Source organism: Novosphingobium sp. 9U, from assembly GCF_902506425.1.
Taxonomy (GTDB): Bacteria; Pseudomonadota; Alphaproteobacteria; order Sphingomonadales; family Sphingomonadaceae; genus Novosphingobium.
The window spans coordinates 1913589-1937476 of record NZ_LR732469.1; the positions used below are offsets into that span (position 1 = coordinate 1913589).

At 66.9% G+C, this 23888-nt stretch carries 21 protein-coding genes and 1 tRNA gene; 9 read left to right on the forward strand and 13 right to left on the reverse strand.

Annotated features, from left to right (window positions below; all coding sequences use genetic code 11):
• Nucleotides 1–28: 28 nt before the first annotated feature.
• The 4 genes from GV044_RS08915 (at nucleotide 29) to GV044_RS08930 (ending at nucleotide 3819) form a co-directional block, all read left to right on the forward strand.
• Nucleotides 29–2014 (forward strand): TonB-dependent receptor, encoded by a 1986-nt coding sequence (locus GV044_RS08915; protein ID WP_159868342.1) that lies wholly within the window; start codon nucleotides 29–31, stop codon nucleotides 2012–2014.
• Between the two features lie 158 nt (nucleotides 2015–2172).
• Nucleotides 2173–2712: a (2Fe-2S)-binding protein gene (locus GV044_RS08920; protein ID WP_159868345.1), complete on the forward strand. Its 540-nt coding sequence runs from the start codon at nucleotides 2173–2175 to the stop codon at nucleotides 2710–2712.
• Nucleotides 2713–2725: 13 nt separating this feature from the next.
• A complete protein-coding gene (locus tag GV044_RS08925; protein WP_159868348.1) occupies nucleotides 2726–3070 on the forward strand; it encodes an arsenate reductase family protein in 345 nt (114 codons plus the stop codon).
• A 110-nt stretch (nucleotides 3071–3180) separates the two neighbouring features.
• The gene (locus GV044_RS08930) at nucleotides 3181–3819 is read left to right on the forward strand and encodes a class I SAM-dependent methyltransferase (RefSeq protein WP_159868351.1); all 639 of its coding nucleotides are present in this window, start codon (nucleotides 3181–3183) and stop codon (nucleotides 3817–3819) included.
• A 3-nt stretch (nucleotides 3820–3822) separates the two neighbouring features.
• Here GV044_RS08930 and GV044_RS08935 read toward each other — a convergent pair whose 3' ends face one another.
• Genes GV044_RS08935 through GV044_RS08945 form a run of 3 tightly spaced genes read right to left on the reverse strand, consistent with a single transcriptional unit; the run spans nucleotide 3823 to nucleotide 5347 of the window.
• Complete coding sequence (locus tag GV044_RS08935; RefSeq protein ID WP_159868354.1) at nucleotides 3823–4128, reverse strand: nucleotidyltransferase family protein; 306 nt, start codon at nucleotides 4126–4128, stop codon at nucleotides 3823–3825.
• Complete coding sequence (locus GV044_RS08940) at nucleotides 4125–4532, reverse strand: nucleotidyltransferase substrate binding protein (RefSeq protein WP_159868357.1); 408 nt, start codon at nucleotides 4530–4532, stop codon at nucleotides 4125–4127. Before GV044_RS08940 ends, GV044_RS08935 begins: the two co-directional genes overlap by 4 nt.
• A complete protein-coding gene (locus tag GV044_RS08945) occupies nucleotides 4532–5347 on the reverse strand; it encodes a hypothetical protein (protein WP_159868360.1) in 816 nt (271 codons plus the stop codon). The genes GV044_RS08940 and GV044_RS08945 overlap by 1 nt, the downstream gene beginning before the upstream one ends.
• A gap of 140 nt (nucleotides 5348–5487) precedes the next feature.
• Here GV044_RS08945 and lipB point away from each other — a divergent pair, with 140 nt between their 5' ends.
• Complete coding sequence (lipB, locus tag GV044_RS08950) at nucleotides 5488–6201, forward strand: lipoyl(octanoyl) transferase LipB (protein WP_159868363.1); 714 nt, start codon at nucleotides 5488–5490, stop codon at nucleotides 6199–6201.
• Nucleotides 6198–6452: a hypothetical protein gene (locus GV044_RS08955; RefSeq protein WP_159868366.1), complete on the forward strand. Its 255-nt coding sequence runs from the start codon at nucleotides 6198–6200 to the stop codon at nucleotides 6450–6452. Before lipB ends, GV044_RS08955 begins: the two co-directional genes overlap by 4 nt.
• Before the next feature lie 195 nt (nucleotides 6453–6647).
• Here the strand turns inward: GV044_RS08955 and GV044_RS08960 are convergent, their stop codons facing one another.
• Nucleotides 6648–7832, reverse strand: coding sequence for an N-acetyltransferase (locus GV044_RS08960; protein WP_159871143.1), 1185 nt, complete (start codon nucleotides 7830–7832; stop codon nucleotides 6648–6650).
• A 140-nt stretch (nucleotides 7833–7972) separates the two neighbouring features.
• Between GV044_RS08960 and GV044_RS08965 the strand changes: the two genes are divergently transcribed.
• The gene (locus tag GV044_RS08965) at nucleotides 7973–9067 is read left to right on the forward strand and encodes a fatty acid desaturase (RefSeq protein WP_159868369.1); all 1095 of its coding nucleotides are present in this window, start codon (nucleotides 7973–7975) and stop codon (nucleotides 9065–9067) included.
• A gap of 74 nt (nucleotides 9068–9141) precedes the next feature.
• Here the strand turns inward: GV044_RS08965 and lptG are convergent, their stop codons facing one another.
• The 4 genes from lptG to GV044_RS08985 form a co-directional block, all read right to left on the reverse strand.
• Nucleotides 9142–10239, reverse strand: coding sequence for an LPS export ABC transporter permease LptG (gene lptG, locus GV044_RS08970; protein ID WP_159868372.1), 1098 nt, complete (start codon nucleotides 10237–10239; stop codon nucleotides 9142–9144).
• A 1-nt stretch (nucleotide 10240) separates the two neighbouring features.
• Entirely contained in the window at nucleotides 10241–11500 is a 1260-nt protein-coding gene (lptF, locus tag GV044_RS08975) for an LPS export ABC transporter permease LptF (protein WP_159868375.1), read from the reverse strand.
• Nucleotides 11501–11803: 303 nt separating this feature from the next.
• Nucleotides 11804–12466 carry an RlmE family RNA methyltransferase gene (locus GV044_RS08980; protein ID WP_159868378.1) on the reverse strand — a complete coding sequence of 221 codons (663 nt, stop codon included), beginning with the start codon at nucleotides 12464–12466 and terminating at the stop codon, nucleotides 11804–11806.
• Nucleotides 12463–13797, reverse strand: coding sequence for a Ppx/GppA phosphatase family protein (locus tag GV044_RS08985; RefSeq protein ID WP_159868381.1), 1335 nt, complete (start codon nucleotides 13795–13797; stop codon nucleotides 12463–12465). The genes GV044_RS08980 and GV044_RS08985 overlap by 4 nt, the downstream gene beginning before the upstream one ends.
• 201 nt (nucleotides 13798–13998) lie before the next feature.
• On the opposite strand from GV044_RS08985, the gene GV044_RS08990 reads away from it, so the two are divergent.
• Nucleotides 13999–14072, forward strand: a tRNA-Gln gene (locus GV044_RS08990).
• 276 nt (nucleotides 14073–14348) lie between these two features.
• Here the strand turns inward: GV044_RS08990 and GV044_RS08995 are convergent.
• The gene (locus tag GV044_RS08995) at nucleotides 14349–15275 is read right to left on the reverse strand and encodes a formylglycine-generating enzyme family protein (protein ID WP_159868384.1); all 927 of its coding nucleotides are present in this window, start codon (nucleotides 15273–15275) and stop codon (nucleotides 14349–14351) included.
• A gap of 148 nt (nucleotides 15276–15423) precedes the next feature.
• Nucleotides 15424–17796 (reverse strand): TonB-dependent receptor, encoded by a 2373-nt coding sequence (locus GV044_RS09000; protein WP_159868387.1) that lies wholly within the window; start codon nucleotides 17794–17796, stop codon nucleotides 15424–15426.
• A 195-nt stretch (nucleotides 17797–17991) separates the two neighbouring features.
• Between GV044_RS09000 and GV044_RS09005 the strand changes: the two genes are divergently transcribed.
• Nucleotides 17992–19713, forward strand: coding sequence for an arylsulfatase (locus GV044_RS09005; RefSeq protein ID WP_159868390.1), 1722 nt, complete (start codon nucleotides 17992–17994; stop codon nucleotides 19711–19713).
• 211 nt (nucleotides 19714–19924) lie between these two features.
• On the opposite strand, the gene GV044_RS09010 is transcribed toward GV044_RS09005, so the two are convergent.
• The 3 genes from GV044_RS09010 to kdpC are packed head-to-tail and all read right to left on the reverse strand — an operon-like array spanning nucleotide 19925 to nucleotide 23879.
• Nucleotides 19925–20626, reverse strand: coding sequence for a response regulator (locus GV044_RS09010; protein ID WP_159868393.1), 702 nt, complete (start codon nucleotides 20624–20626; stop codon nucleotides 19925–19927).
• On the reverse strand, nucleotides 20623–23292 hold the full coding sequence (locus GV044_RS09015) for a sensor histidine kinase KdpD (RefSeq protein ID WP_159868396.1): 2670 nt from the start codon (nucleotides 23290–23292) through the stop codon (nucleotides 20623–20625). The genes GV044_RS09010 and GV044_RS09015 overlap by 4 nt, the downstream gene beginning before the upstream one ends.
• Nucleotides 23289–23879 (reverse strand): potassium-transporting ATPase subunit KdpC, encoded by a 591-nt coding sequence (gene kdpC, locus GV044_RS09020; protein ID WP_159868399.1) that lies wholly within the window; start codon nucleotides 23877–23879, stop codon nucleotides 23289–23291. Before kdpC ends, GV044_RS09015 begins: the two co-directional genes overlap by 4 nt.
• Nucleotides 23880–23888: the final 9 nt, after the last annotated feature.

Below are 23888 nucleotides of genomic sequence, written 5' to 3' on the forward strand. Positions count from 1 at the left end.
GCGTGCCGCGGCACTGCTGTCTTCCGCGATGCTGGTCGGGACGGCGGTGCCCGCCCTAGCTCAGTCGGCTCCCGAGCCCGCTGATCCGATCATCGTCATCGGCCGCGGCTTGCCCGATAGCCCGGCGACGCCCGCATACGACGTAGTGACGTTGAGCCGCGACCAGATCGCCTCCAGCGCCTCGGGCCGGATCGAGGACGTGCTGACCTCGGTTGCGGGCTTCTCGCAGTTCCGCCGCTCGGACAGCCGCTCGTCCAACCCTTCCAACCAGGGCGCCACCTTGCGCGCGCTGGGCGGCAATGCATCGAGCCGAGCGCTGGTGCTGCTGGACGGCGTGCCGGTGGCGAACCCGTTCTTCGGCTACATCCCGTTCAGCGCGCTGGCACCCGATCGGCTCGGCCGCGTGCGGGTGACACGTGGCGGCGGCTCGGGCGCGTTCGGATCGGGCGCCGTCTCGGGCACGATCGAACTGGAAAGCGGCGGCCCCGATTCGCTCGGGCTGATCTCGGGAGAGGCGCTGGTGGACCAGCGCGGCGAGACGCAGGGCTCGCTCACGGCCGTGCCGAGGCTGGGGCAAGGCTTCGCCGTCGCATCGGTGCAGTGGGACCGTGGCCAGGGGTTCTGGACGACGCCGAAGGACCAGCGCGTTCCGGCAAGCGCGCGCGCCAAGTACGAAAGCTGGTCGGCCGCCGTGCGCGCGGTGGCGCCGCTGACCGACGATGTCGAAGTCCAGGCCTCGGCCCTCGCCTACAACGACGCGCGCACGCTGCGCTTCGATGGCGCCGACTCCACCTCCAGCGGCCAGCAGGCGAGCCTGCGCTTGATCGGCCGCGGTGACTGGGCGTTCGACGTGCTGGGCTATGTCCAAGTGCAGGACTTCTCCAACGTGGTCATCAGCGCGACCAGCTTCAGGAAGACGCTGGACCAGGCCAAGACGCCCTCGACCGGCTACGGCGGCAAGATCGAGCTGCGCCCGCCAGTCGGCGAGAACCACGTGCTGCGGCTCGGCGCTGACCTGCGGATTGCGGAGGGCGCGCTCTATGAAGAGCCGTACAACGCGACCACCGGCCTGCGCACGGCGGTGCGACGCGCAGGCGGGCGCAACACGGATGTTGGCTTCTACGCAGAGGACGACTGGACCCTCGGCGATCTGATCCTGACTGCCGGCGCGCGCGCCGATCGCTGGCGCGTGACCCAGGGCTTCTTCCGCGAGGCGAATGCCGCCGGCCGGACCACCACCGACACGCGCTTTGCCGATCGCTCGGGCTGGGAAGGGAATTTTCGCGGTGGCGCAGTGTGGCGTGCGACCGGCGCCGTGGCGCTGCGCGCGGCCGCCTACACCGGCTTTCGCCAGCCGACCTTGAACGAGCTGTACCGCCCCTTCGTGGTGTTCCCGATCACCACGCAGGCCAATGCCACGCTCAAGAACGAGCGGCTCGAAGGCTACGAGGCCGGAGTGGAACTGACGCCCTCGCCGGGACTGATGTTCACTGCGACGGTGTTCGACAACCGCCTCAAGGACGCGATCGCCAATGTGACGCTAACGCCCACGACGCGCAAGCGCCAGAACGTCGACGCCGTCCATGCGCGCGGGCTCGAGCTGGGGGCTCGTGCGGCGCTGGGCACCGTCTCCTTCGACGGCAGCCTGTCGTGGACCAATGCCGAGGTGGATGCGAGCGGCGCCTCCTTGGCGCTCGACGGCAAGCGCCCGGCCCAGGTGCCGAAGCTCGCCGCCACCGGCACGCTCGCGTGGACGCCGCGCGAGGGCTGGCGCCTCGCGGCCACGCTGCGCCATACGGGCGCGCAGTTCGAGGATGACCTCGAAACTGATGTGCTGCCCGCCGCCACCACGCTGGACGGGGTCGTGCAGGTTCCGCTCGGCCGCGTGGTGAGCGTGTTGCTGCGAGGGGAGAACCTGTTCGACGAGCGGATCGTCACCCGCAACCAGGCCGGCTCGATCGACCTCGGCATCCCGCGCACGCTGTGGGCGGGGATCCGGGTGGGGTTGAAGTAGCGCGTCGTCCCGGGCTCGACCTGGGACCGGTTTCGACAGCGACGAACCTTGCCGGCCAGCGCCTCGACGCAAGCTCGTGACATGCCGAAACCGGTCCCGGATCCAGTCCGCAATGACGGCTGTTTTCATGCTCCTGCTCACAAGCTAGAACCCCAGCCATGCCCCGCATGACCGTCAACGATCACGCCGTCGAGTTCGACATGGACCCGATGACGCCCCTGCTCTGGGGCCTGCGCGATGCGGCGAACCTGACCGGCACCAAGTACGGCTGCGGCGTCGGCGATTGCGGCGCGTGCATGGTGATGATTGACGGCGAGGCGCTGCGCTCCTGCCTGGTCAGCCTGGCCGAGTGCGAGGGCCGCTCGGTCACCACGATCGAAGGCTTGTCCCACGATCGCTCGCACCCGGTTCAGCAAGCGATGGTGGCTGAGCAGGCCATCCAGTGCGGCTTCTGTACGCCCGGCATCGTCATCGCCGCCGCCGCGCTGCTGGCGCGCAACGCCAATCCCGGTGAGGCCGAGGTCAAGGCCGCGATCCCCAACTTGTGCCGCTGCGGCGTCTACCCGCGCCTGCTGCGCACGGTGCAGCGTGCGGGACGCATCATGCGCCGCGAGGAAATCTTGAGCGCCGCGCCGGAGCCAGGCATCGACATCGAGGATGCGGCCCGCACGGTGCCCGCGCTCGGCAACCAACCCTGAGGAGCATTCACGCATGAAAGCCACCATCTGGCACAACCCGAACTGCGGCACTTCGCGCAAGACCCTGGCGATCCTGCAGCAAACCCCTGACCTCGACGTGGAAGTGGTTGAATACCTCAAGACGGCCCCGTCCGCGGAAAAACTGGCCCAGCTCTACCGCGATGCCGGCATCACTCCGCAGGCAGGCCTGCGGATTCGCGGCACCGATGCGCTCGAGCGCCGGCTTCCGGACGCGGACGACGCCACGGTGCTGGCGGCCATGGCTGCCGAGCCTAGCCTGATCGAGCGCCCGCTGGTCGAAACAGACAAGGGCGCCCGCCTGTGCCGGCCGCAGGACAAGGTCCACGAGATCCTTTAGTCGCCGGGCCTGCGGGCAAGCCCTTCGCCTCGCTTGCAAAGGCAGGATCAATCTGCCACCGCCGTCGTTCGACACAATAGTGCCATGACAGTCCGAGAGCCGCCTCCAGCATGACCAGTACAGAGCTTGCCCGCGAGGCGCTTCCCCGGAAGATCGTGCGCAAGATCAAGCACTCGCTCGGGCCCTGGGGCGTGTTCGTCGAGGGTTTCATCCGCCACCCGGTGATGGTCGGCTCGATCATCCCGTCCTCGCGTTTCACCATCGCCAAGATGCTGAGCCGGGTTAAGTGGAACGAGTGCAAGCTGTTCGTCGAGTACGGGCCTGGCGTCGGCACCTTCTGCCGCCCGGTGCTCGACCGCTTGTCGCGGGACGGCGCGCTGATCGTGATCGACACCAACCCGCTCTACATCGACTATCTGCGCCGCACGATCACCGACAGCCGCTTCACCGCGGTGCTCGGCTCGGCCGCCGACGTCGAGGAGATCGTGCGCGCGCATGGGCACGAGAAGGCCGACTACGTCCTCTCCGGCCTGCCGTTCTCGACGCTGCCCGCAGGTGTCGGCCCGGCGATCGCCGACGCCACCCATCGTGTCATCCGCCCGGGCGGCGCGTTCCTCGTTTACCAGTTCACCTCACGCGCCCGCGACTTCATGGGCCGCCACTTCACCCGCATCGAGAGCGACTTCGAACTGCTCAACGTGATGCCCTGCTTCCTGTTCTGGGGCTGGAAGGACGAAGAGGCGGCGTAGTCCCTACAGCGGCAGCGGCACTTTGGTCGCATCGACGATCGCGCCGAAGCCTTCGTCCACGCTACGGCGGTCGACCAGATCGACCTTGTACGGCAGCAGGCTCTCGTCAAACGCATCGGCCAGCGTGCCCAGTTGCGACAGGGATAGGGGCGCGGGTCCTTCCAGCAACAGGTCGATATCCGAGAACGGCTTCACCCGCCCACCGGCCCGGCTGCCAAAGACGCAGACTGTCACGTCTTCCGGCAGGTGCGCGCGCAGAATCGAGCGGACCAGATCGAGATCCGCCTGCTCCAGCGCGATCGGGATCACGGCGTTGTGCGTTCCTGCAGACGCCGCAACAGCTCACGCGCTTCCGCAAGGAAGTCCGGAATCGCGTCAGCGACTTTCTGCGCCTTGGCCTCGTCGTACGTGTGCGAGGTGATGTTCCGCATGTCACGATAGCCGTGCCAATCAGGCCATGTGCCGCGCAGCAGGTCCTGCTCGTTAGCCGTGCGGATCAGGGTCGGGAAGCTCATCTGCTTGACCACCTCCGGAGTGGCAGCCGAAGCTTCGAGATAGCGCCGCAGCATCTTGGCGCACAAGTCATAGGTGAATTCGAAGCGCTGGATCAGCCCGTCACGGATCTGCGCGTCCGAGGTGTCCTGCCGGTAGCGTGCCAGACCTTCGTCGAGACGGGCGACCGCCCGGTCCAGCGGGCCGAAGTCGAGCTCCATCACTCGAACGTCCGGCGCTCTGCCTCGACCGGGTCGCCGGCGAGTTGGCGGTGGACCGCTTCGATCACCGCCACGAGGTACATCGCGAACAGCGCGCTCAGCACGGCCGAGACCAGCGCTGCGCCCAGTTCCGCGACCCAGCCGCTGGCGACCAGTGCCAGCGGGATGTTCACGACCAGGCTGGCGATCATCAGGATGACCAGGAACGCGACGATGAACAGCGCGTAGAAGGCCAGCAGGCGCCAGGCGTTGCCCGCCGTCAGCAGCCACGAGCGGCGCAGCGCACGCACCGGGTTGCGCTCGCCTTCGATGGCAACGACCGCGGCCGAGAGCGAGACGCGCAAGGTCACGGCGATTGCCAGCAGTGCCACCAGCAGCAGCCCGGCGACCGCGACAGCCATGACGCCGCTGAGCGCCAGCACGCTGATGATCAGCGTTCCGACCACCGCCAGGCCGAGCCCGAGCAGGATCTGCGCGCCCAGGTACGTCGGCAAGGCGGAGAGGCCGAGCCGCAGCGCGCCGCCGACTGTGGGCCGGGTCGCGTGGCTCAACAGGCTGAGCAATCCGAGCGTGCCAAGCGCCTGGCAGATCACCAGCGGGATCATCGCCGGAAGCGTCGAGAGGTAGTAGCTCTGCGCCAGTTCCATGATCTGCCGCTCGCTCATGCCCACCGCCGGCTCGGGCTGCGGGTAGAACAGGGCGAGCGCCAGCTGGGGCAGCAGGAAGAACACGCCGGCAACCGCCAGCAGCGCGTCGCGATTGCGCCCGACATTGCGCGAGGCATCCTTCCAGGCGCGGTTGGTGTCCAGCTTCATGCTTTTCAAAACTCCGGCCACCAGCGGACCCGATCACTGGGCCTATCACGGGCGTTGATACGTCCCACGCTCTAGGCCGGGCGGGCGGCGGAAGAAAGACCCCCTTGATTGGCACGGCGATTGGGGCCACGTGCCCACCCATGACGTGTGTTCCCGACAGCCTCGGAGACCAGATCGAGCTGCGGGTTTCGGCCGAGCGCGTGCCCTACCGCGAGGCGCTGTCGGAGATGACCGCGCGCAATGCCGCGATCGCCACGGGCGAGGCGCGCGAGCTGGTGTGGTTGCTGGAGCATCCACCGGTCTACACCGCGGGCACCAGCGCAGCCGCGGCCGAGCTGCTCGACCCGCGCTTCGAAGTGGTCGAGGCGGGGCGCGGCGGGCGCTATACCTATCATGGGCCGGGGCAGCGCATCGGCTATGTCCTCATCGATTTGCGCAAGCGCGCCCGCGACGCACGCGGCTTCGTCCATGCGCTGGAGGGCTGGGTCATCGCCACGCTGGCCGACTTCGGCGTCGAGGGGTTCCGCGCGGAGGGCCGCATCGGCATCTGGACGCGCGACGTGGACGGGCGCGAGGCCAAGATCGGCGCCATCGGCGTGCGCATCCGCAAATGGGTGACGATGCACGGCTTCTCGGTCAATCTCACTCCCGATCTCTCGCACTTCGGCGGCATCGTGCCCTGCGGCATCGAGGAGTTCGGCGTCACCAGCTTGGAGCGGCTCGGCAAGTCGATCACTGCCGAGGAGTGGGACGAGGCGCTACTGGCCCATGCGCCGGCGTTCCTCACCGCGCTGGACCGCGCGTGTCCGCCGGCGGGCGGCGGTCAGCTGGGGCAATCGGAGGCAGCGGAATGAAGCGGGTGATTGCGGTGCTGGTGCTCAGCGCGCTGGCAGCGTGCGGCAGCAAGGTGACGGAGCAGACAAAGGGCTCGTCGTTCGGCGAGGTGCTGCCGGGATCGGCCAGCGATGCGATGCTGCCTTACGACACGGTCACCTCCGCACCGCCGCTGGAGGCGCCGACCTATGATGCCCCGGAGGGGTCCGCACGGCGCGCGCCGCGAGAAGCGGATGAGGGCGAGACTGTGCCGGAGGCTTCGGCGACTTAGCTTCTCGCAGCTTATTGCGGTTTGGCCGGGGGGCGGCTGGCTGGCTTCGACAAGCTCAGCCCTGGCGGTGTGGGGGTGAACCCGCAGGTCTTGGGTGCGAGTGCCCCGCTAACGACCCCTGCTGCGACCTCACTCAACACCGCCAAGGCTGAGCTTGTCGAAGCCTGCCAACCGCGGCCCTCTTTCAAACCGTCCTCACAGCGCCTTTTCGTAAACCCGGTATTCGCGGTTAACCTTGCTGTCGATCGAGTTGGCGATCGCGACCATGCCCTGGTTGTCTTCCAGCACCCAGCCGATCTCCGCACGCTCGCCGGCATAGTTGGCGATGGCTGCGCGGCGGATGTACTCGATCATCATGAAGGCCAGCTGGCTGGCGAGGCGCGAGCTTTGCAGGCGCTTGCGCACGCCCATCAAAGGCACGCGCATGTCGGCCGGCTTGGGCTTGCGCAGCCACAACGCCAGCTTGATCCAGCCCAGCAGCGAGGGCTTGCCGGTGCGCCCATTGATCCGCAGCTGCGGGCCGTTCAGGTCCGGCAGCGTCATCATGAACGCCACCGGCTCGCCCTCGTACTCGGCGATGCGGATCAGGTCGGGATGGACCAACGGCTTCAGCTTCTTGCCGGTATGCGCGATCTCCTTCTCGGTGAACGGCACGAAGCCCCAGTTGTCCGACCACGCATCGTTGAGGATATCGCAGATGATCGCGGCTTCCTTGTCGAAGTCCTTCAGCACCACCTCGCGCACGCGGATCTTGGGGTTCTTCTCACCCGATGCGATCACGCGCTGGATCAGCGGCGGGTAGGTCTTGCGGATGTCGAGATCGTAGGTGTGGAGCGTCTTGGCGAGACCATAGCCCGCACCCTCGATCCAAGCCTGGTAGGCCGGCTGATGGTGCGCCATCATCACCATCGGCGGATGATCGAAGCCCAGGACCTGCAGGCCGGGCTCTTCCCAGACCGACAGGTTCATCGGCGCCAGCACGCGGGTCATGCCCTGCTCGCGCAGCCACTCCTCGGCGCGGGCGATCAGCGCGCGGGCGGCCGCCTCATCGTCCGCCTCGATCGCGCCCCAGTTGCCGGTGCCCGGGCCCATGCCCTGCTCCGGCGGCTGGGTCAGCGCCAGTTCGTCGATGTGCGCAGAGATGCGCCCGACGATCTTGCCGGCGCGCTTCGCCAGGAACAGCTGGACCTTGGCATGGTCGAAGAACGGGTTCTTGCCGGGGGTGAACTTCTCCACCTCCTCCATGCGCAAGTTGGCCACCCAGTTCGGATCCGACGCGTTTCGCCGATAAGCGTAATCGACAAAGGCGGCGCGGCCGGCCTTGTCCGAGACGGGCTCGATAATTAGGTCGCCGCTGTTATGCTGGGCTTCGGCCACGATGCTGCCTTTGTTTCGGGTTAGTTCAGTGTGCCTGCGCGAAGTGCGTTCGACGCGCTCGGCTTGTCAAGCAAGTGTGGCGAAGCCAAGGCCAAGGTGGCTTAATCCAGCTTCGGGTGCGGGCGAGAAATACGGATCGGGTCATGAGCGTCTATCAGTCGGTTTCCTCCTCGAGCATGGCCCCGCCCGCCGCGGCGGCGATCAAGGCGCGCCGCGAGGCGATCGCCGACGACAAGGAGATGTTGCGCGCCGCGGTCGAGCTGACGCGCGACATCGCAACTGCGCGTCCGGCGATCTACTGGACGGACATGCTCGTCTCCGCCGGCCTGGGCTATGCGGCGCTGGCCGCCACGATCCTAATCTCCAGCCCTGCACTGGCGGTGGCCTGCGGGCTGGTGGCGGCGCTGGCGCTCTACCGCGCGATGCTGTTCATCCACGAGCTGACGCATATCCACCGCGATGCGCTGCCCGGCTTTCGCACCGCCTGGAACCTGCTCGTCGGCATTCCGCTGCTGACCCCCAGCCTGATGTACGAGGGCGTGCACCAGTTGCACCATGCCCGCACGCGCTATGGCACGTCCGACGATCCGGAATATCTGCCGCTGGCGCTGATGAAGCCTTGGTCGCTGCCGGTGTTCATCGTCACTGCGCTGCTGCTGCCGTTCGCCCTGCTCGTCCGCTCGGCCGTGCTGGTCCCGCTTGGCGCAGTGATCCCGCCCTTGCGCAAGCTGGTGTGGGAGCGACTGTCCGCGCTCGCGATCAACCCGGGCTTCCGCCGGCGCGCGCCGGAAGGCGAGCTCAAGCGCATGGTGTTCTGGCAGGAACTGGGCGCGAGCGTTTGGGCTCTTTCGCTTCTGGCCGCCAGCGCTGCTTGGGGCTGGCGCCCGCTGCTGATCGCGCTGTGCGTGGTGAGCGTTGCTGCCCTCCTCAACCAGCTGCGCACGCTGGTGGCGCATTTGTGGGAAAACGAGGGCGACGCCATGACGGTGACCGCGCAGTTCCTCGATTCGGTCAACGTGCCGCCGCCTGGCCCCGTGCCGGCGCTGTGGGCTCCGGTGGGCTTGCGCTACCATGCGCTGCACCACTTGCTGCCGAGCATGCCGTACCACTCGCTGGCGGAGGCGCACCGGCGCCTGCACGCGCATCTCGGAACCGAGGGGACTTATGTGCGCGCGAACCATGCTGGGCTGCTGCCGCTGATCGGGCGGATTGCGCGGAGTACGATGGCGGCGCGTTGAGGTCCGAAAAGGCCTCCTTCCCCCCCGTTCGTGGACATGAAACGAAGCAGTGACGCGCGCTCTGTGCCCTGCCCTTACTCCTCCGTCCGGATCAGCACCGTCTCGCCGATCAACAGGAACAGCAGGAACGGCGCCCAAGCCGCCACGAACGGCGGATAGCCGCCGAAATTGCCCATTGCCAAAGCCGCGTTGTCGAACACGAAGTAGGCGAAGCCCAACGCCATGCCGATCACCGCGCGGATCAGCAGCTGGCCCGAGCGCGCCAGGCCGAACGCGGCGATGGCGCCCAGCAGCGGCATCAGCGCGGCGGACAGCGGCCCCGACAGCTTGTGCCACCAGGCAGCCTTCAGGTCCGTCGTGCGCCGTCCCGCCACCGCCATGGCGTCGATCGAGTTGGTCAGCGTGAACAGGCCCTCAGCATCGGCATCGACCCCCGAGATGGCGATACGCCCCGGGGTGACGCCCTTCGCCACCACGGCCGAGTCCAGCTTGCTCGCCTTCACTGCCTGCGCATCGAAGCGCACGGGCTGCTCCAGCCGCCAGCCAGGGTTGGCGTAAGTGGCCCGCGGCGCGCGCAGCTGCTCGACGATCATTCCGGCGGCGTCGCGGCGATAATAGGTGACCTGCGTCATCACCATGGCATCGCCCTCGCCCGAGAGCGTGCCCGCCAGCAGGATGTCCCGCCCCTCGGCGATGTAGAGGTTGTTGCGCGCGCTGGCGCTCCTGGGCACAGGGCCGTAGTCGACCGCCTCCCAGGCATTGAGCGAGGCGGTGGCATGGGTCACAATGCGCTCGTTGAACAGGAAGCTGAGCCCTGAGATCACCAGCGCTGTTGCCACTAGCGGGGCGAGCACCTGATGCGCGGAGAGCCCAGCCGCCTTCATCGAGATGACCTCGCTGTTCTGGTTCAGCGTGGCGAGCGTGATGATCGTCGCCAGCAGCACCGAGTACGGCAGGAAGCGGGCGATCAGTTGCGGAATGCGCAAGCCCACGTAGTGCAGCAGCTGCGCCTGGCCATTGCCGGGATAGGCGAGGATGTCGCCGCTCTGACCCAGCAGGTCGAGCATCTGCAACACCAGCACCAGCATGAACAGCACGGCCAGGATGCGCGTGGTGAACAGGCGCGCGAGGTAGAACGTCAGCGTGCGTGACGGGAAGAATTCCAGGTTCACCTCAGAGGCTCCCCGCCGGTTGCCGCGCTTGCTCGGGTCCGGGATCGGGCAGCATGATCGGCCCGCGGCGATTGCGGCGCAGCAGGCTCTTAAGCTTCTTCATGCCGTTCTCGGCCGCCTTCTCCAGCCAGCCAATCGCCTGGCCGCCGGGCACGTAAGCGACGCGGTAGTACATCCACATGATCAGCGCAGCGAGCAGCAGGAACGGCCCCCAAAGCCCGATCAGCGGACTGACTTTGCCCAGCGAAGCGACATCGGCGGCGTACTGGTTCACCTTGTGATAGGCGACCACCATCACGATCGACACGAACAGGCCGAGCGAGGATGTCGATCGCTTGGGTGGGATCGCCAGCGCGACCGACAGCAGCGGCAGCAGCAGCATCATCATGACTTCCACCATGCGGAAGTTGAAGTCCGCCTGACTGGACACGCGCTCGGCCTTGGGCAGGTTCTTGTTCCAGCCGATCTGCAAGAGCTGGGGCAGCAGGTACTCTCGCCGTTCGCCGTCGGCGCCGCGATTGCGGAAGCGCTCGATCGCGGGCAAGTCGATCGGCAGGTCATGCCGGGTGAAGCTGAGCACGCGGGGCATCTCGCCCGGCATGTCCTGGATGATCTGACCTTGCGACAGGCGCAGCACGATGGTGTTGGGATTGTCGCGCAGCGCCAGGAAGCTGCCCTCGCGCGCCGAGATCGACAGCACCTGGCCCTTCTGGTTGGCAACCCGGGCGAAGATGCCGATCAGGCGACGGCCATCGTCCTCGCTGTGCTCGATCCGCAGCGCGACGCGGTCCTTCAGCGTGGTGAACTCACCCACCTTGATGGCGGCCCCCAGCGCTCCCGATTTCAGCTCATAATCCAGCTGCTCGTAGTAGTAACGCGACAGCGGCTGGAGGAAGCCGACGATGGCGAAGTTCAGCAGCGCCAGCGCGATCGCGAACATGTAGGGCACGCGCAGAAGGCGGGTGTAGCTGAGGCCAACTGCACGCATCACGTCGAGCTCGCTGGAGGTCGCCAGCTTGCGGAAGGCGAGCAGGATGCCGAGCATGAGGCCCAGCGGAATGGCGAGGCTCGCATACTCGGGCAGCAGGTTCGCCAGCATCTTGAACACGACGCCGACCGGGCCGCCCTCGGTCGCTACGAAGTCGAACAAGCGCAGCATCTTGTCGAGCATCAGCAGCGAGGCCGCCAGGATGAACACTCCCAGCATCGGCATCAGCACGAGGCGAAAGATGTAACGGTCGATGGCGCTGAAGAATTTCACGGGAGAGATGTCACCGGATGGCTGGCCACCTGCCTTAACCGCAAGTTCGCGCGGGCGGAAGTGGCACAATCGCGCATAGGGCGCGGCTGGGCGGGTTGGACAACGGCCGGGGTGGGGGTGGGTTCCGCGAGTGCTGTCCTCACCGTGCCGGAAAGGACAGCGATGGCAGATCCTCCCCTGCAAGGGGAGGTGGCAGTCCGCAGGACTGACGGAGGGGTGTCACCGCTGAAGGAACGCGCGACCGAGAGGGTTACAACCCTCCACCACCTTCGGTGGTCCCCCTCCCCTTGCAGGGGAGGATCTTCACGCCCCCTTGAAGCCCTTGGCGATCACGTACCACTCGGACGAATCCTTGCGGCTCGCCGGCGGCTTGGCATGCTTCACACTGGTGAAGTGCCGCTTCAGCAGCGCCAACAACGCCGTGTCCGTGCCGCCTGCCAAGACTTTCGCTACGAAGGTCCCGCCCGGCGCCAAGGTCGATATGGCGAAGTCCGCCGCAGTCTCCACCAGGCCCATCGTGCGCAAGTGGTCGGTCTGCTTGTGTCCCACGGTGTTCGCCGCCATGTCCGAGAGCACCAGGTCGGGGGCGCCTTCCAGCGCCTCCTCCAGCGCTGCCGGCGCAGCGTCGGCCATGAAATCCATCTGGAAGATCGTCACGCCTTCGATCGGATCGGTGGGCAGCAGGTCGATGCCGACGACGCGCGCCTTGGGGCTGCGCTGCCGCACGACCTGGCTCCAGCCGCCAGGCGCGATGCCCAAGTCCACCGCGCGAGTCACGCCCTTCAGCAGCTCGAACTTCTCATCCAGTTCCAGCAGCTTGTAGGCCGCGCGGCTGCGATAACCGTCCGCCTTGGCCTTCTTCACGTAAGGGTCGTTCAGCTGGCGGGTCAGCCAGCGGGCCGAGCTGGTGGTTCGCTTCTTGGCGGTCTTCAACCGCTCGCCGGGGTCGCGTCCAGAGCGGCTCATGCGCGTCCCATTCCGGCCTGGCCCGCATTCGCACGCGCGCCCGTCCCTTGCCCGCCGGCCGAGATCAGGCTGCGCAGGATGCCCTCGCGAATGCCGCGATCGGCGACGCCGAGCCTTCCGGCCGGCCATAAGTCGAGGATCGCCTCCAGGATCGCGCAGCCCGCGACGACCAGGTCGGCGCGCTCGCGCCCGATGCAGGCCAGTTCGCGCCGTTCCTCGATCGGCATGCCCGAGAGCCGCGCGCTGATCGCCCGCATCGATTCGGCCGGCACGATCAGCCCGTCGACGGCGCTGCGGTCATACTGCGGCAGCTCCAGGTGCAGGCTGGCAAGCGTCGTCACGGTGCCGCTGGTGCCCAGCAGCCGCAGCGGGCCGCCGACCGAAGCCGACTCGCGCGCAGGCTGCGTCCGCCGCGCAAAGGCGGCGAAGCTTTCGGCGACGAGGCCATGCATGTGCCGGTAGCGATCCAGCCGCTCCTCACGCGTGGCGCCTTCGGTCCCGCAACTCTCGCTGAGCGACACCACGCCCCAAGGCACGCTCTGCCAGTCGAGGATGCGCGGCACCGTGTCCGTGCTCTCGATCAGCACCAGCTCGGTCGAGCCGCCGCCGATATCGAAGATCATCGCCGGGCCCATGCCGGCCTCGAGCAGGACATGGCAGCCCAGCACGGCCAGCCGCGCCTCCTCGCGCGCACTGATGATGTCGAGCGCGATGCCGGTTTCCTCGCGCACGCGCTCGATGAAGTCGGTGCCGTTGACCGCCCGCCGGCATGCCTCGGTGGCGACCGAGCGGGCGAGGTGGACGTTGCGGCGCATCAGCTTGTCGGCACAGACGCGCAGTGCCGAAAGCGTGCGGTCCATCGCCTCGTCGGACAAGCGGCCGGTCTGTGCCAATCCCTCGCCCAGGCGCACGACGCGGCTGAAGGCGTCGATCACCGTGAAGTTCTCACCCGAAGGCCGCGCGATCAGCAGCCGGCAATTGTTGGTGCCCAGGTCGATCGCGGCATAGGACTGGCGGTAGGAGCCGTGCCGGATCGGCCCCGAACGGATCGCGCCTGCGGCCTCGCTCGGCGCGCCACCATCGCCCTCGGCCTGCGGACTGGCAGGCGAGGCACGCGGCGCCTCGGCGACGACGGGGGATACGCGGGTTGGGCTTGCCGCCCTGTCATTCTCGCGCGGCGTGGCGCTTGTCGGATGCGGCCGGCTGCCCGGAACACGGGCGTCCGGCGTATCGGCTGCGGCGGGGCGAGCCTTGCCCTTGCGCGCATGGCGCCGTCTGGCCCGGCGCCCCGACACTTCGACCTTCGCTGCCGGCGGAGAGGAATCCGCCATGGGAAGCAACTTCTTTCAAAAACAATCCGCTCAGGCGGAGCGGAAACCTGACGCCGATGCTAACGCCGCTGGACGCCCGCGGCAAGGCCGCTGCCACCTCCCCCCCGGCGCAAGCGCCGCCAAGCTGGGCGCACAAGCCACTCCGCCCATCGCGAAAGGGGGTTGACCACCACAAAACCCTCGCTAAACGGACCGCCTCGCTGCCCGATCCTCTAACGGTAAGAGAGCGGACTCTGACTCCGTCAATCAAGGTTCGAATCCTTGTCGGGCATCCACTTCCCCAGCTGAATTGTTGGACTTCGTGAGGTCTGAATCAGATTTCACATGAGCGGCTCTGCGTAATGGCGCGGGCGGTTATCGCGTTATCGCCTTGAACATGCTTCCTCGAACGATGATCAGCTAGGCCGCTGCCGAGATGTCATGCCTGAGCTTGGCGCCGAAGGACGGCGATCTCGCCTCGACGATCCACTCCGCTTGAACTCTGCAGGCGTCTGATGTTCGAGTGGTGGCGCCTCAACCTCGCGCAGTCGGGATCCGGCGCAGCGTTCTGGTCATACGCGCCGAACGCAGCGAAAACCGATGTGAGTTGTCGATGTGTCGATCATTTCCGGATGGCGCGCGGCGGGCCGATAGCGTTGGCAATAGTTCGCGGCGCACAAATGCGAGCCGCCCTTGAGCACCTTGCGGCCGATCCTGACTTTCGGCTGGGATGCGTCGAAGCTGTCCTTCAGCTTGGCGCCGCGCGGGTTGACGAGGGCGCAGCACGAGTCCGCTGTCTTCTTGCGCGGTGTCTCGGGCTTCTCACTCCACCAATCCTGGGTCCACTCCCAGGTATTGCCGACCATGTCGTATAGCCCGTAGCCGTTGGCCGGAAAGCTACCGACGGGGGAGGTGCGCTCATAGCCGTCCAGCACCTGGTTGGCGAAGGGGAATAGGCCCTGCCAGTAGTTCGCCATCATCGCACCGGCCGGAGCCAGTTCGCTGCCCCACGCATAGTCGAGCCCCTCGGCGCCGCCCCAAGCAGCGTACTCCCACTCGGCTTCCGTGGGCAGGTCCTTGCCCGCCCATCGTGCGAAGGCGAGCGCATCGGCGTAGGCGACGTGCACCACTGGGTGCTCCCATAGATCGAGCGCGTCGATGTCGCTTTCGGGACCGAGCGGGTGACGCCAGTCCGCTCCGAATGCGAAGCGCCACCAGTTCGCAGGGTTGGAGGTGTCCACCGGACCCGAGGTCTTGTGGAAGACGAGCGATCCCGCGCGCGCCATGTCGGGATGCATGCCAGGGTAATCACGAGGATCGGGCGCGATCTGCGCCACCGTCGTGTAATCCGTCTCCGCCACGAAGGCGGCGAATTGGCGGTTGGTGACGGGCGCCGTGTCGATCCAGAAGCCATCGACCTTGACCCGGCGGAGCGGCGCTTCCTCGGGGTAGAACCGCTCGGAACCCATGGTGAAGGTTCCACCCGGTAGCCAGGTCATTCCTGTTTGCGTTTTGGCGGCAGTGGCTTGCGAGTCTGACATCGTATGCACGTCGTGCATCCTTTCGCGGCGAACAAGGGCCTATGGCACTTGCTCGTTCCCGCATGATCGAAGCCCGTGCCCGGTTCGCCGGCTACCTATGCTCTGCTCAGAACCGCGTTCTGAGCGTCACACCATAGGTCTGCGGATCGCCCAGCGTACCGGTGACCGATCCCGTCGTGCCTGCCGACAGGCTCGCGTAGTAGAGCTTGTCCGTGATGTTACGCGCCCAAACCTGGACATCGACCAGGCCATCGAGCGTGCGTACGCCCACGCGCGCGTTGATCAGCGAGTAGCTCGGGATCAGCGAATAACGCGACAGATTGGCGGTGGTGTAGAAGTTGGAGCGGTAGCTGTAATCGGCGCCGAAGTAGAGCTCGCTGTCATGCCCTAGCACCGCTCCGACCCCGGCGCGCGCCTCGCCACCGGCCGAGGCCGCCCACTTGGACACGCCAGGCAAGCGTTGGCCACTCAGGTCGCAGGTCGCCTGCCCGGCAGTCTCGATCGGACAAGGCGAGTTGCGATAGCTGGTGTACTTCGCATCGGTATAGGCGCCTGAAGCATAGAGCGAGAGCCACGGCGCCGGATCGGCGTGCAGGTCCGCTTCGAAGCCGCGGGTGCGCACGGCGCCGACGTTGGTGAAGTACGAGATGTTGTTGCGGTCCACGTCCACTACCGTGGTCTGGTAATCCCGGTCGTCGGTCCAGAACGCGGCGAGGTTCGCGGTCAGCTTACGGTCGAGCCAGGCGGTCTTCACGCCCAGTTCGTAGCTGTCGATGGTCTCGGGCTTGATCACCGGGTCGGCGGCAAAGGCGCCGGTCGTGGTGATGTTCGCGAGATTGAGCCCGCCGAACTTGTGCCCGCGTCCGTACGTTGCATAGAGCAGCGTGTCGGGCGTCACCTTCCACGATAACGTGGCAGAACCGGAGAGCCGTCCCTCGCGCGTGTGGGCGGTGTAGAAGTTCGCGATGCCGTATCGCGCGCGGATGGTGTTGGCAGCGGCCAGCTGTGCCGCGTTCAACCCGGAGAGGCTTGCTCCTGTCGCGGTCTGGTCGAAGTAGCCCGACTTCGTCTCGTACGTGTATCGCAAGCCGCCCGTGAAATCGACGGTCGGGGTGATGTGCCAGATCGCCTGGCCGAACGCGGCATAGCTGTTCGTCACCGGCTTGGAGAGGCCGATGATCGTATAGCCGTTGAGGGCGGCCGCGGCGGCGGTCTGGTCGACGTTCGGCGCGACGAACCAGGATGCGGCCCGGCTGCCGTAGGCGTTCACCGCCTCCGCATCGATCGATTGCCACAAGTAGTAGAGCCCCGCCACGTAGTCGATCTTGCGCGGGCCTTCGGAGGCGATCCGCAGTTCCTGGCTGAACTGGCGCTGCTCGTTGCTCTGATGGAAGTCGGTTCCGGCGTCGAGGCTGGTCGCATCGCCATCGTTGTGCGGGTACCAGTTCCAAGCGCGATAGGCCGTGACCGAGGTCAGCGTGTTGCCGGGGATGGTGAGGTCGGCAATGGCAGCTACGCCCCACTGGTTCATTTTGTAGCGGGGGTTCGCGTCGACATCGACGAGGCGCGCGTTGGGATCGATCGGCGTCGGCTGATAACCCAGCCGGGCAGAGCGGTCGTTGTAGTTGTTGGCGAAGGTGGTGCCGTTGTCATACTGCCGGATGACACCGGTGAGCACCGCCGCGGCCGTCTTCGAGCTTTGCCGGCCATAGTCGCCAATGACGCGGAGCTTGAAGTTGGCGCTGGGGGTGAACAGCAACTGCCCCCGCACGCCGAAGTCGTGATAATCCTGCGTGTCGTCGCCATCGTAGCGGTTCGTCATGTAGCCATCGCGGTCCGTCTTGGAGACATAGAGGCGAGCAGCGAGTACATCGTCGACCAGCGCACCGCTCGCATAGGCGTGAAGCTGGCGAAAGCCGTAGTTGCCGAAGGTGATGTCGCCGCCGGCTTCGGGATCGAACGTGGGCGACTTGGTGGTCACGACCACGGCGCCGGCGGACGTGTTCTTGCCGAACAGGGTTCCTTGCGGACCGCGCAGCACTTCGATGCGCTCGACATCCGACAGATCGAACACCGCCTGGCCTGGACGGGCGAGGTAGACCTGATCGACATAGACGCCGACAGCCGGCTCGAGACCGTCGTTGTAGACCGACACGTTGTTGCCCAGCCCGCGGATGTTGATGCTGGTGTTGCGCGGGTTGGTGTTGGTGACGACCAGGCTTGGCGTCAGCTGCTGCAGATCGCGCAAGTTGTACGTACGGGTGGCGGCAAGCTGCTCGCCGCCGAATGCGTTGGCCGCGACCGGCACATCCTGGATGCGTTCGTTGCGGCGGCGCGCGGTGACGATGATGTCGCCGCCGCTTGCGCCGTCGTCCGCAGCTGCAAAGGTCGTGTCCGCTTCCGCCGCCTTGGCCGGGATCGCGCTCAGGGCTGTGGTGGAGAACAGCGCGATCGTTGCCGCGTGCAGAAGCTTGCTCATGCCTTTTTTCCCTGTCGAACAGCGGAGTAGCGCTGCAAGTGCGCGCTCCGGTAAATGTCGACGCGCTGGGTAGAGTAGAAGCACGGACCAGCAACAAAGATTGTCTACATGGGTCGTAGAGAAAACTTTGTGGGAGCCGGGAAGGCGGCTCGTTAGCCTTGCCTCTCCCGCAACCGACGAACGGAACGATCACCCGTGACCCGCAAGGCCGCCCTCCTCGCCGCTGCTCTGGTGAGCACGCTCCTGACCTCGCCTGCCATCGCGCAACAACCCGCTGCCCCGGCCCCCCTCCCCGCCGCGACCGTGCAGCAGGCATCTCGGCCCAACTTCCTGGTGATCGTGGCGGACGACCTCGGCTGGTCGGACCTGGGAGCCTTCGGCGGCGAGATCGCCACTCCGAACCTGGATAGCCTGGCCAACAAGGGCGTGCGGTTCACCGGCTTCCACACGGCCCCGACATGCTCGCCGACGCGCTCGATCCTGCTGAGCGGGGTCGATAACCACGAAGCGGGCATCGGCACGATGGTGGAACAGCGCCCGGCCTCGCTGGCGCAAAGGCCTGGTTACGAGGGTTATCTCAACGACCGTGTGGCGTCGATTGCCGAACTGCTGCAGCAAGGCGGATATCGCACGCTGATGGCGGGTAAGTGGCACCTGGGACTGACGCCGGAGCGGGGCCCTGCCGCACGCGGGTTCGAGCGCTCCTATGCCCTGGTGCAGGGCTTGGGCAACCACTTCGGCGCCGATCAGGGTGGTGCTTGGAAGAAGGCGAACGCCAATCCGACATACCGCGAGAACGGCAAGCTCGTGCAGTATCCCAAGGGGCGCTACTCGGCCGACTACTTTGCCGACCGCCTGATCGGCTTCCTCGACGAGGCACCCAACGACAGGCCGTTCTTCGCCTACCTGCCCTTCACTACGCCGCATTGGCCCATGCAAGCGCCTCCCGAAACGAGCGCGAAGTACAAGGGCCGCTACGACGCCGGCTATGAAGTGCTGCGTGCCGAGCGCCTCGAGCGACAGAAGCGCTTGGGCCTCGCACCGCTCGACCAGACGCCGCATCCGCTCGAAAAGGTGAAGCCTTGGGCCAGCCTATCGGCCGAAGAGAAAGCCATCGAGTCCCGCAAGATGGAAGTCTACGCCGCGATGGTCGACCAGATGGACCAGAACGTCGGCCGGGTGATTGCGGAACTCAAGCGCCGCGGCACGTACGACAACACGGTGATCATCTTTCTCGCCGACAATGGCCCCGAAGGAAACGAGATCGATGCTCCGTTCCAGGTTCGCAACGTCCCGGGCGGCGCCAAGCGCTTGGGCATCGACAACAGCTTAAACAACATCGGCAATGCCACGTCGTATGTAGGCTATGGCGCTGGCTGGGCGCAGGCGAACAGCTCGCCCTCCTGGTTGGTGAAGGGCTACCCTACCGAGGGCGGCACGCGCGTAACGGCGTTCGCTGCAGGCAAGGGCGTTGTCGGCGACCGCATCTCGCGCGGCTACATCAGCGTGGCGGACGTTGCTCCGACGCTGCTCTCACTCGCCGGCATCGGTCAGCCCGAGACGTTCAAGGGCCGGCCAATCCTGCCGTTCGAAGGCAAGAGCCTCGTGCCGGTCCTGGAAGGCAAGGCTACCGAGATCCACGGGCCTGCCGAGCCGATCGGCACGGAGCTGTTCTACCGGCGCGCGCTCCGCAAGGGGGACTGGAAGGCCGTCTACCTGCCCAAGAGCCAGGACGCTTACCCGCGCGACGCCGTGGGAGAGGGCAAGTGGCAGCTGTTCAACCTGGCAACCGACCCGGCCGAGTCCAAGGACCTGGCCCAGGCCTTGCCGGACAAGCTGGCCGAACTCGTCGCCGATTGGGATCGCTATGCCGCGACGAAGGGCGTTGCACTTCCTGAGAGCAAACCAGCAAAATAGGTGCGCGCGCCTCGAGTTCGCTCGAGCGTATCGCGCTGGCGAGCAAGGTCCATAGGCAGGGGCCATCCTCTTCCACGCCCCTTGTTCGAGCGGCTCCGGGCAACGATCTGCGCACTCGGCAACCGCTGCTTAAATCGCGCGGGCTCTCCCCTCGCGACTTTCCTGCGGTCAGTCAGAGCAGCCGTTCGGTTCCCTACCTGTTGGCATTCACTCAGGTGCCCTCCGAAGGCACGCACAGCCGGTAACCGATTCCGAGCTCGTTGTTGATGATGCGCGGGCGCTGGGGGTCGGTCTCGATCTTCTGACGCAAGCTTCGCACTAGGGCGCGCAAGTACTCGACGTGGTGTTCATGCTCTTTGGGCCACACATGTGCCATGATCTGGCGATGAGTAATCACCCGGCTAGGAAAGCGCGCGAGCTGCTCCAGCACGGCAAGCTCCTTGGGGGTAAGATGCACCGGCTTGCCGCCCTTGACGACGGTACGGGCAAGCAGGTCGATGGTCACGTCCTCGACCGTCAATGCCAGCTCGCCGCCATCGCGCGTGATCCGGTTGCGCAAGGCGACGCGGACGCGGGCCAGCAGTTCATCGGTGTCGAAGGGCTTGGTGAGGTAGTCGTCGGCGCCGAGGTCGAGCGCGGCGACTTTCTCATCCGTGGCATCGCGAGCGGACACGACGATGAGCGTGGTACCCGATTGCTGCTTGATCAATGGCACGAGTTCCAAGCCATCGCGGTCGGGCAGGCCGAGGTCGAGCAGGGCCACGTCGGGCCGCTCGGTGCGCAACCTGTCCAGCGCCTCTCGTGCGTTCGCGGCTTCCACCGCGTTGTAATCGGCGCGCGTCAGAGTAGCCACGATCAGCCGGCGGATATGCGGTTCGTCGTCGATGACCAAGACGGTGTGGCGGGCCTTCATGTCATCGTCCTGGCGTCGATGTCGCGGATGAGCAACGTTTCTGGAATGCGGATGGTGAAGCAGGCGCCGCGTGGGGCGGCGTTATTGGCGGCTTCGACCGACAGCCCCATCGCTTCGGCAAAGGCCTTGACGATGGCGAGACCGAGGCCAGTGCCGTGCTGCACTCGGTCCGAGCCTTCCAGGCGGGTGAACGTGTCGAACACGCGGCGCTCCTGGCCCTCGGCGATCCCGGGGCCTTGGTCGATTACGGAGAGCAGCAGGGCGTCGGGCAATCGGCGGGCGCGGATGGCGATCGGCGTTCCGGGATCGGCATAGCGACCCGCGTTGTCCAGCAGGTTGATCAGGCAGTGGTGCAGCAGAACCGGGTCGAGCCGGACAAGTGGGATATCCGGCGGAATGTCGACGACGATCTCGTGCCCCTGCAGCGAAGCGCGACTGTCGTGGACGGCACCGGCCACAGCGTCGAGCAGTTCGGTAGCCTCTGCCTTCATCGGCAGTGCGCCTGCCTCCACTCGTGCCATGTCGAGCAGGTTGGCCACGAAGCGGTTGAGGCGTTGCGCCTCGGTGCCGATCGTTTCGGCGAGCGCCGGGCTTGGATCGCGCTGCATTTCCTGCGCCGCCGACATGATGGTGGTGAGCGGCGTACGCAGATCGTGTCCGACGGACGACAGCAGCGCCGAACGCAGCCGGTCGCGCTCGCCGATCGCCTGTGCCTGCAGGTTCTCTTCCTCCAGCGCCAGGCGGTCGAGGGCAACCGAGGCTTGAACCAGCAGGCTCATCAGCAGTGGCAACTGGTCGGAGCGCACTGGATCGCCGGCGTCGGCACGGGCGACACCGAGCACGCCGAGCACCCCGCGTGAGGTGTGCAAGGGGTGGAACAGCCAGTCGGATGCCGTCAACGTCGCAGACCCCCTGCCTGCGGGCTGCGCGTTGGCGATCGCCCACTGCGCGGCGGCAAGCTCGATCTGGTCGAGGCGATCCTCGGGTGGATAGGCCGCGCGCAGCTCGGGTCCGGTCTCTGACGGCAGCAGCAGCACCGCACGTGCATCCAGCAGCCGGGCGACTTCCGCGCAGATCGCCTGCATCAGCGCGTCGCGGGTGACGGCCTGGGTGAGCTGGCGCGAGAAACTGGCCAGCGCGGCGTTCTGCCGGGCGCTGTGGGCGGCGATGTCGGCCTGCGCCCTCACCCGCGCGGCGAACTGGCTGGTGACCACGGCGACGCCGAGCAGGACAATGATGCTGACCACGTTCTCGGGGTTGCTGACCGTCAGCGTGCCGGTGGGCGGCAGGAAGAAAAAGTTGTAGGCCAGGCTAGCGGCGATCCCGGAGAACAGGCCGGCGCGAAGGCCATAGCTTGCCGCCGCGATCATCACCGGCACCAGGAACAGCAGCGCGACGTTCCCGAGGTCGAGCACTGCAAGCAGCAGGCGGCCGACGATCGCCACCGCGCCCACCAGCAATAGCGACCAGAGGTAATGGAGCGGGTTGCCCCAGCGCCCCGGCGGCTTGGCTTGCCGTGCCGGCGCGCGGACGGTGGCGGTCTCACCGGGCAGGACGTGGATGGCAACATCGCCGAGCGTGCGCACCAGGCGATCGACGACTGAGCCGTTGCGCAGCTCGAACCACCAGGATCGCGCCGACTTGCCGAGCACGATCTGTGTCGCCCGCGCCTCGCCCGCAAACCGGCTGATCCCTTCGACCACGCCCACTGCAGGCACGCTGGCCGTCGCAGCGCCGAGCCGCGAGGCCAGCGCCAGCGTGTCGGCGAGCTGGCGGCGGTCTTCGGCGGAGAAATGCTGGTCGCGCCGCGTCTCGATGTGGATCGCCGTCCACGGCGCCCGGAGCGCGTCGGCGAGGCGCTTGCCGGCGCGGACCAGACCGGCGGCGTGGGGGTGCTCGCTGACCGCGACGACGATCCTCTCGCCGACCGCGAAGCTGCCGGCCAGCGCATGGGCGCGCACGTGCTCCAGCATCTGCGCGTCGACCGCTTGCGCCGCGCGGCGCAGCGCCAGTTCGCGTAGCGCGGTGAGATTCGATTTGGAGAAGAAGTGGCCGAGCGCCCGCGTGGCCTCATGCGGCACGTAGACCTTGCCGTCCTTCAACCGCCCGATCAGTTCGTCGGGCGGGATGTCGACGACCTCGATCTCGGCCTGCTCGAGCACCGAGTCCGGCACGGTCTCCCGCACCCGCACGCGCGTGAACGAAGCGACCACGTCGTTGAGGCTCTCGACGTGCTGGATGTTGAGGGTGGAGTAGACGTCGATCCCGGCCGCCAGCAGCTCCTCGATATCCTGGTAGCGCTTGGGATGGCGGCTGCCGAGCGCGTTGGTGTGCGCCAGTTCGTCGACGAGCACCAGCTGCGGGCGCCGTTCGAGCACGGCGTCGAGGTCCATCTCGCCCAGGCTGTGCCCGGCATGGTCGACGGCGCGGCGGGGTACGATCTCATGGCCCTCGACCAGCGCCTCGGTCTCACACCGACCATGCGTCTCGACCACCCCGATCACCACGTCGACACCGGCATCGCGGCGCTGGCGGCCTTCCGTCAGCATCTCCCAGGTCTTGCCGACGCCCGGCGCCGCGCCCAGGAAGACCTTCAAACGGCCACGGCCCTCCTGCGCGGCGGCACGCAGGAGGGCTTCGGGAGAGGGACGATCGTCGGCGTTCACCGCGACGGCTTAGCGGATGCACCATCCAGGCGTCGATTCAACTCGAACACGTTGACCCGTGGCTCGCCGATGAAGCCGAAGATCGGGCGCTCGATGTTGCGTTCGACCAGCCGCTGGACGGCGGTGGGATCGAGGCCGCGCGTCCGTGCCACCCGGTTCACCTGGAACAAGGCCGCCTCGGGGCTGATATGGGGGTCCAGCCCCGAGGCAGAAGTCGTCACCAGGTCGGGCGGAACAGGTCGACCGGGTGCATCGGCTTGGTTGGCGGCCACGTCGGCCTTCACCCGGTCGGCCAGCGCTTGCGAGGTGGGGCCAAGGTTCGAACCCGACGAGGCCAGGCCGTCGTAGCCCTTGCCTGCGGCCGAGGGCCGGGTGTGGAAATAGCGCGCCGAGGTGAAGGCCTGCCCGACCACGGTCGAGCCCACGACCTTGCCGCCATCCGTGACCAGGCTGCCGTTGGCCTGGCTCGGGAACGCCGCTTGCGCGACGCCGGTGATCGCCAGCGGGTACGCCACGCCGAGCAGCAGCGCTAACAGCAGCGTCATGATGAGCGCGGGGCGGAGGGATGAGAGGATGTCGTTGTTCATGGTTCGCCC

Coding starts and splice junctions, on each gene's coding strand:
- GV044_RS08980 (WP_159868378.1), bottom strand. CDS start 12,466: ATGAGCCGCTCTGGACGCGACCCCGGCGAGCGGTTGAAGACCGCCAAG.
- GV044_RS09000 (WP_159868387.1), bottom strand. CDS start 17,796: ATGAGCAAGCTTCTGCACGCGGCAACGATCGCGCTGTTCTCCACCACA.
- GV044_RS09010 (WP_159868393.1), bottom strand. CDS start 20,626: ATGAAGGCCCGCCACACCGTCTTGGTCATCGACGACGAACCGCATATC.
- GV044_RS08925 (WP_159868348.1), top strand. CDS start 2,726: ATGAAAGCCACCATCTGGCACAACCCGAACTGCGGCACTTCGCGCAAG.
- GV044_RS08920 (WP_159868345.1), top strand. CDS start 2,173: ATGCCCCGCATGACCGTCAACGATCACGCCGTCGAGTTCGACATGGAC.
- GV044_RS08945 (WP_159868360.1), bottom strand. CDS start 5,347: ATGAAGCTGGACACCAACCGCGCCTGGAAGGATGCCTCGCGCAATGTC.
- GV044_RS08930 (WP_159868351.1), top strand. CDS start 3,181: ATGACCAGTACAGAGCTTGCCCGCGAGGCGCTTCCCCGGAAGATCGTG.
- lipB (WP_159868363.1), top strand. CDS start 5,488: ATGACGTGTGTTCCCGACAGCCTCGGAGACCAGATCGAGCTGCGGGTT.
- kdpC (WP_159868399.1), bottom strand. CDS start 23,879: ATGAACAACGACATCCTCTCATCCCTCCGCCCCGCGCTCATCATGACG.
- GV044_RS08940 (WP_159868357.1), bottom strand. CDS start 4,532: ATGGAGCTCGACTTCGGCCCGCTGGACCGGGCGGTCGCCCGTCTCGAC.
- GV044_RS08965 (WP_159868369.1), top strand. CDS start 7,973: ATGAGCGTCTATCAGTCGGTTTCCTCCTCGAGCATGGCCCCGCCCGCC.
- GV044_RS08955 (WP_159868366.1), top strand. CDS start 6,198: ATGAAGCGGGTGATTGCGGTGCTGGTGCTCAGCGCGCTGGCAGCGTGC.
- GV044_RS08985 (WP_159868381.1), bottom strand. CDS start 13,797: ATGGCGGATTCCTCTCCGCCGGCAGCGAAGGTCGAAGTGTCGGGGCGC.
- GV044_RS08995 (WP_159868384.1), bottom strand. CDS start 15,275: ATGACCTGGCTACCGGGTGGAACCTTCACCATGGGTTCCGAGCGGTTC.
- GV044_RS08915 (WP_159868342.1), top strand. CDS start 29: ATGCTGGTCGGGACGGCGGTGCCCGCCCTAGCTCAGTCGGCTCCCGAG.